Source organism: Pseudomonas sp. P5_B2, from assembly GCF_056400445.1.
In genome coordinates, this window is the sequence record NZ_JBFULH010000236.1 from 1 (window position 1) to 6,651 (window position 6,651).

6 protein-coding genes are annotated in these 6,651 nt (G+C 60.1%); 4 read left to right on the plus strand and 2 right to left on the minus strand.

The features are described 5' to 3' along the window. From AC1DRJ_RS16945 to AC1DRJ_RS16960, 4 genes are all read left to right on the plus strand, one after another. A partial coding sequence (locus tag AC1DRJ_RS16945) for an ATP-binding protein (protein ID WP_477803169.1) occupies positions 1–1,101 on the plus strand: 1,101 nt, incomplete at its 5' end. Beyond that, positions 1,098–1,970: a 5-oxoprolinase subunit B family protein gene (locus tag AC1DRJ_RS16950; protein WP_477803170.1), complete on the plus strand. Its 873-nt coding sequence runs from the start codon at positions 1,098–1,100 to the stop codon at positions 1,968–1,970. The genes AC1DRJ_RS16945 and AC1DRJ_RS16950, both read left to right, overlap by 4 nt. Continuing rightward, positions 1,967–2,941 carry a 5-oxoprolinase subunit C family protein gene (locus AC1DRJ_RS16955; RefSeq protein WP_477803171.1) on the plus strand — a complete coding sequence of 325 codons (975 nt, stop codon included), beginning with the start codon at positions 1,967–1,969 and terminating at the stop codon, positions 2,939–2,941. Before AC1DRJ_RS16950 ends, AC1DRJ_RS16955 begins: the two co-directional genes overlap by 4 nt. 111 nt (positions 2,942–3,052) lie before the next feature. After that, on the plus strand, positions 3,053–4,366 hold the full coding sequence (locus AC1DRJ_RS16960) for a purine-cytosine permease family protein (protein WP_477803172.1): 1,314 nt from the start codon (positions 3,053–3,055) through the stop codon (positions 4,364–4,366). A 282-nt stretch (positions 4,367–4,648) separates the two neighbouring features. On the opposite strand, the gene AC1DRJ_RS16965 is transcribed toward AC1DRJ_RS16960, so the two are convergent. Together AC1DRJ_RS16965 and AC1DRJ_RS16970 are read right to left on the minus strand one after the other, a co-directional pair. After that, complete coding sequence (locus tag AC1DRJ_RS16965; protein WP_477803173.1) at positions 4,649–5,488, minus strand: nitrilase family protein; 840 nt, start codon at positions 5,486–5,488, stop codon at positions 4,649–4,651. After that, positions 5,485–6,651, minus strand: a 1,167-nt coding sequence (locus AC1DRJ_RS16970) for a purine-cytosine permease family protein (protein ID WP_477803174.1), incomplete at its 5' end; no start/stop codon positions are given. The genes AC1DRJ_RS16970 and AC1DRJ_RS16965, both read right to left, overlap by 4 nt.

Consider the following 6,651-nt stretch of genomic DNA (forward strand, 5'->3'; position numbering starts at 1 on the left):
GCCGATTTCGCCGAAGCGGTGGTGGCTGCCGGCGCCATTTTCGTCGGCCCTAGCGCGCAGACCATTCGGCGTATGGGCGATAAAGCCGAGGCCCGGCGCACGGCTCAAGCCGCTGGCGTGCCGGTGGTGCCAGGTTCGCCGGGTGAACTGTTCGACGTCCAGTCGGCGCTCAAGGCTGCTGAATCCGTTGGCTTCCCGTTGTTGATCAAAGCTTCGGCCGGTGGTGGCGGGCGCGGTATACGGTTGGCGGAAAACGCCGAGCAATTGAGCGAAGAATTTCCCCGTTCCCAGCGCGAAGCCCAAGCGGCGTTTGGCAATGGCGCGGTCTATCTGGAGCGGTTTATCAGCCGGGCCCGGCATATTGAAGTACAGGTGTTGGGTGACGGTCAGCACGCGGTGCATTTGTTTGAGCGCGAGTGTTCGCTGCAACGGCGCCGGCAGAAAATCTTCGAAGAAGCGCCGTCGCCAGTCCTCAGCCAACAGCAACGAGAAACCCTTTGCGAAAGCGCCGTGAGCCTGACCGAGTCTTTGGGCTACAAGGGTGCCGGCACCCTGGAATATCTGTATGACGACGCCACTGGCGAGTTCTTCTTTATCGAGATGAACACGCGGATTCAAGTGGAGCACCCGGTCAGCGAACTGATCACCGGCATCGACCTGGTCCAGGCCATGTTGCGCATCGCCGGTGGCGAGCCGCTGGGCATCAAACAAAGTGACATCCGACTCAACGGCGCAGCCCTGCAAATGCGGCTGAACGCCGAAGACCCGAGTCGTGATTTCTTCCCAAGTCCGGGTCTGGTCGAGGAGTTGATCTGGCCGCAGGGCGAGGGCATCCGCGTCGATACGCATCTGTATCAAGGCTACCGCGTGCCGCCGTACTATGATTCGCTGCTGGCCAAGCTGATCGTTCACGGTGCGGATCGCGCCGAAGCCCTGGCCCGTGCGCGGGTGGCGGTGGCGCACACCACGCTTACCGGCATGGCCAACACCTTGGCCTTGCACGGCGAATTGCTGGAACAACCGTGGCTGCACAGTGCCGACTTCCACACCGGCACCCTGGAAACCTGGCTGGCCGAGCGCCGCTGCGGAGGCGAAGCATGAGCACTGCGATTCGCTACAGTTTTGGCGCCGACGAGCATTTGTTTGCCGAAGTCAGTGACAGCATGTCCCTGGACGCCTTTTTCAAGGGCCTGGCTGTAACCCGCGCCGTAGAGCGGATGGCGCTGGATGGCGTACTCRATATCTGCCTGGCCAACGCGTCATTTCAGATCCGTTTTGACCCGGATAGCATCGCCCCTCACACCTTGCTCGAAGCGGTCAAAATCGCCGAGGCTGGTGCTGTTGCCGAGCGCACGTTGCAGACGCGGATCATTGAGATTCCGGTGCTCTACAACGATCCCTGGACCCACGAAACGCTGATGCGTTTTCGCGACCGCCATCAAGACCCAAGCGCCACGGACCTGGAATACGCCGCACGAATCAACGGCCTCGCGGACGTTGATGCGTTCATCGCGGCCCACAGTGGCGCTCCGTGGTTTGTCTCGATGGTCGGCTTTGTTGCCGGGCTACCCTTCATGTTCCAGATGGTCGAGCGCGAGCGTCAATTGCAGGTGCCCAAATACCTGCGCCCGCGCACGGACACACCGAAATTGACCCTTGGTCACGGCGGTTGCTTTGGTTGCATTTACTCGGTGCGTGGCGCCGGCGGTTATCAGATGTTTGGCGTCACGCCCGCGCCGATCTACGACCCGCAACAGAATCTCGCGTACCTGAAAGAACACATGGTGTTTTTCCGTCCAGGCGACATCGTGCAGTTCAAACCGATGGACCGGGAAGCCTACGACCACGCGGTGGCCGAAGTGGAAACCGGTTGCTTTGATCTGCGGATTCGGCCGGTGGAGTTTTCGCTGGACGCGTTTCTCGCCGATCCCGTTGGCTATCCCAAGTCATTGCAGGAGGTGTTGGCATGATCAAGGTCCTCAAACCCGGCCTCGCCACTTCGGTACAAGACCTGGGCCGCGAAGGGTATTACCACTTGGGCATTCCGCCGTCCGGTGCGCTTGATCAATACGCCTTGAGTACGGCCAATCAACTGGTCGGCAATCCAGCGGGTTGGGCGGCGTTGGAATGCACGTTGCTCGGGCCAGAGTTGGAGTTTCAGCAGGATGCATTGGTGGCGGTCAGCGGCGCGCACATGACGCCACGGGTTGATGGCGTGGAAATGCACCACGACACCGCGTTCATCGTGAAGGCCGGGCAAGTGCTGCGTTTTGACTTTCCCAAGGCTGGTGCCCGCGCTTATGTGGCGGTGGCCGGCGGCATTGATGTGCCGGTGGTGCTAGGCAGTCGCTCCACCTATGCGCTGGGCGCGCTCGGCGGTTTTCAGGGGCGACGCTTGATTGCAGGCGACGAATTGTCGGTGGGCATCGCCAGTGGCAAGAGCCGCGCTGGGGCCAGTTTGCCCATGGCGTTGCGGCAATCATTGGGTGGCGAAATCACCCTGCGGGTGGTGCCCGGTTTGTACTACCACCGCTTGACCGAATCGGCGGCGAAGAGCTTTTTCGCCGAGCCGTGGACGGTCGGTTCGGAAGCCGACCGCATCGGCTATCGCTTCAAGGGCGGCAGCGCGCTGAGCTTCCAGCCCCGGGAGCAGCCGTTCGGCGCGGGCTCCGATCCGTCGAACATCGTCGACAGTTGCTACCCGATCGGCTCGATCCAGGTGCCCGCCGGGCTAGAACCCATCGTGTTGCACCGTGATGCGGTGTCCGGTGGCGGCTACGCGATGATTGGCACGGTCATCAGCGCCGACCTCGATTTGATCGGCCAGATGCAACCCAACCAGAAGGCCCGCTTTGTCGCGGTAACCCTCGAAGAGGCGCTGGAAGCGCGACGGTCCTATAAGAAAAAACTCAGCTGCCTGAGCAAGCTGTTCCCTTCCTGATTCTGCCCGCCATCTAGCGCGGGCCATGCCAAACAGTACGTCAACGCCGCACTTCGGTGCGGTGACGGCTGCCCGCGCTTCAACCTTTGACTGGTTTTGGAGTTCACGCATATGGCTGCTTTATCGCAATCGAGTCAAACCGGGCAAGACCCGGCGCATCATCCTGTTCCCACCGAAGCGCGCATGGGTCGACTGTCCCTGACCATGGCCTGGTGGGCGGTGTGCAGCGCGATGTTTTACATCGTGGTGGGTGCTTCATTGGCGTTGTCGTTCGGTGCGCGCAATGCGCTGATCGGCATGGTCCTGTCGGTGATCAGTTATGGACTGGTCAACAGCGTGCTCAGCCGCTTTGCGATTCGCAGCGGCTTGTCGGTGGCGTTATTTTCACGGCTGTTGTTCGGCAGCACCGGAGCGTGCCTGGCGACGTTGATTTTCTTCTCGACCGCGATCTATTACGCGGTGTTCGAAGGTTCGGTGATCGCCGTCGCGCTCAACCACCTGTACCCGGAACTGGGCTATCCGCTGGCGGCGTTGGCGGTGGTGCTCTACAGCGTGCCGATGATCCTGGGCAGCGTGCAGCACTGGCTGGACAAGCTCAACGGCGTGTTGCTGCCGGTGTACCTCGGTGGTTTGCTGGTGGCGGTGGGGCTATCGATCAGCCGTTATGGATACCAGCCACAATGGCTGGATTTCGGCCCGGCAACGCCTAGTGCATTCGGTTGGTGGGATTGTTTTGTCGCCTACATGGGTGTCTGGGTGTTGATGTTGTTCACCTTCGACTATGCACGGTTCGGCAAGCCTGAAGACGCCGAGTATCACGGTCGCTGGAACTTTGGCATGCCGTTCTACGCGGTCACGTTCCTGCTCAATGGCGCGGCTGGCATTTACCTGGTCAGCAGCATTCCTCACGACGGCGCGCTGAACGAAGTCTCCGTGGTGATGGCAATTTTGCAGTTGATGGGGTTGTGGGGATTGTTGTTTGTCTGGGCCACGCAAACCAGGATCAACACCGCTAACTACTACCTCGCAACCCTGAACATGCAGGCGTTCTTTGGTCGTTTTGGCATTCGCGGTTCCTACCTGATGTGGGCAGTGGCGGTGGGGGCGATTGTCTACGGCTTGATGCTCGCTGACGTGTTTGCCTACCTCCTCAAGGCGTTGGCCTATCAGGGGATTTTCGTGGTGGCGTGGGTCGGCGTGGCGTTGGCGCAGATTATCTATGGCCGAAGCGAAGTGGCGGCTATCGATCAAGCGCCAGCGTTTAACTCCGTAGGCTTGACGGCGTGGTTCGGCGCCACCTTGTTGGGGCTTGCGTTGATGTTTTCCGGCGGCGGTCTTAGCAGCTTTTCCGCTCCGTCTACAGTGATAATTGCATTTGCCTTGCACTTAGGCTTATCCCATCGAAGCCGAGTGCAGTTGGCATAGTAGCGTTTTTCATTCCTCTATCCGTTACCCGCCTGTCTTAACAGGGTAGAGCGGGTCCTGGATAGATAATTACAAATACACTCATAAGCTTCCAGTGACCGCTTTTGGCCGATTGCTGTCCTTCGTAATCGGCAGTAATCATCCAAAAGCGATCTGCTCGGTTGCGCCCCCCCAAGCGAACACTTGGATTTCCCTATTAAAACCTCATAGGCAGATTGCGAAAAAAGTTGAAATAGCCCCCTCCCCACCAAGCCATCTGGTGACCGAGACTCGGCTACAGCTTCAGTCCCCGACCAACCCATACAACCCCTCCCGCCGATCCCTATGCAAATCATTGCGCGCACTAATCCGCTTATTCCGCGCCTCACCAAGATTCAATGCAGCCAACAAAATCCGCTCCCCCCCCTGCTCCGCCGGCCCTGCCACCGGATACCCATCCGCATCAACAATCACCGACCCCTGCACCCAACCCACCCCGCGCTCATGCCCATGCCGATCACACGCGGCAATAAACATCCGATTCACCGAAGCATTCGCCTGAACCCGCACCACTTCCGCCGGGCGCTCCGTCGGCGGCCGGGGTCCATCCGGCCAGTTAACCGGCGCACACAGCAAATTCGCGCCGGCCAGTGCCGGAAGTCGCACCCATTCCGGAAACTCCAGGTCGTAGCAAATCAGCATGCCGATTCGCCCATGAACCGTTTCCACCACCGGCGGCGCAGCGTCACCGGCGCTGAAGATTTCACTCTCGGCATCCCACAGGTGCGCCTTGCGGTAAACAGCACGCAGGCMTTGGGCATCGATCATCGCCGCGCTGTTGGCCAGTTCATCGCCGTCCAGTCGTTCGCAGAAACCGCCTACCACAACAATGTTCAGTTCCCGGGCGAGTGCCGCCCACAGGCGCAAGATCGGTCCGTCGAGCGTTTCTGACAGGGACAACGCTTCGTCGCGATCATTGAACACATAGCCGCTCTGCACCAGTTCAGGCAGCACCACAATCTGTGCGCCTTGATGGGCCGCTGAACGAATGGCGCGTTCGGTCAGTGTGCGGTTGAACGCGAGGTCGCCGATTTTCGGTGCAACCTGGCAGCAGGCGACCACCGTGTTTTTTGCAGTGTTCAACGTACCTCCTCCGCAGTCGGTTTGGTCATGGCGATGATGTCGCTCTCGGTAATCGCGTCGATGATCCGCCGTTCCGACGCGAGGTCGAGCGAGCGGCTGAGGATGAGGTACGTCAGGCCCGACACCACCAGCCCCACCAGCCAAGCGATGTCCACGCCTTCCAACATGCGTGCCAACGGTCCCACGAATACTTCTTTGTTGGCGGCGGCATCGAAGATGTAGAAGAACGGCACCATCGCGGCGAAGCCGATCAGGTAGGAGACGATGCCGCGAAATTGCCAGGCGCCGTAGATGCCGTTCGGGGTGAAGAAGTGCGGGATCGCGTAGCGGCCTTTGCGCACGAAGAAGTAGTCCACCAGATTGACGGCGGTCCAGGGCACGAGGAAGTACAGCAGCAGCACGAGGAAGGTGTTCAACAGCGCGATGCCGTCGCCTTTGATCGACAGTACGCAGGTCAACAGGATCACGCTRATCGCGGTGATGGAAATCACTCGGGCGCGTGGCGTCGGGGTGATTTTCTTGATCGAGTCGACGCCGGTCAGCAGCGTCAACATGGCGCTGTAGGTGTTGAGCGCGATGATCGGCAGGAAGCCCACTACCGAAACGATCACCAGCACGTTGCCCATTCCCGGAATCATCGCAGAGCCGACCTGGTTCAACGCCACCAGCGCATCCACCGCTTTCAACTGCTGCGCCAGCCACGCACCGAGGCCGATCATCCAGCTTCCGGACAGCGAGGCGCCGATGAATACGGCGGCAATCAGTTTTGGTCGGCTGGTGTTTTTCGGCAGGTAACGGGAGTAGTCGGAGACATAGGGCGCATAGGAAATGTTGTAGCTGGCGCCGATGGCGAACAGCGTGGCGAAGGCCACCCAGTTGAAGCCGAGATCCGTCGCCGGGGTGACGCCCTCTTGGCCAGCGCCGAACATCAAGGCAATCGTGACCAGCGCGTACAGCGGCAAGGTGGCGAGTAACGCCCATTTGAAGGCTTTGTGCATCAGGTCATGGCCGTAGATCGACAGCAGCGCACCGATCAGTACCACGGCCACCGCGACAATGGTCGGGTCGATGCCGAACACATGTTCGAGGCCGTTCATGACCAGCGAGATGTTCACCACGTTGAAGCCGACGAATACAAACATCGTCGCCATCAAGGCCAGGAT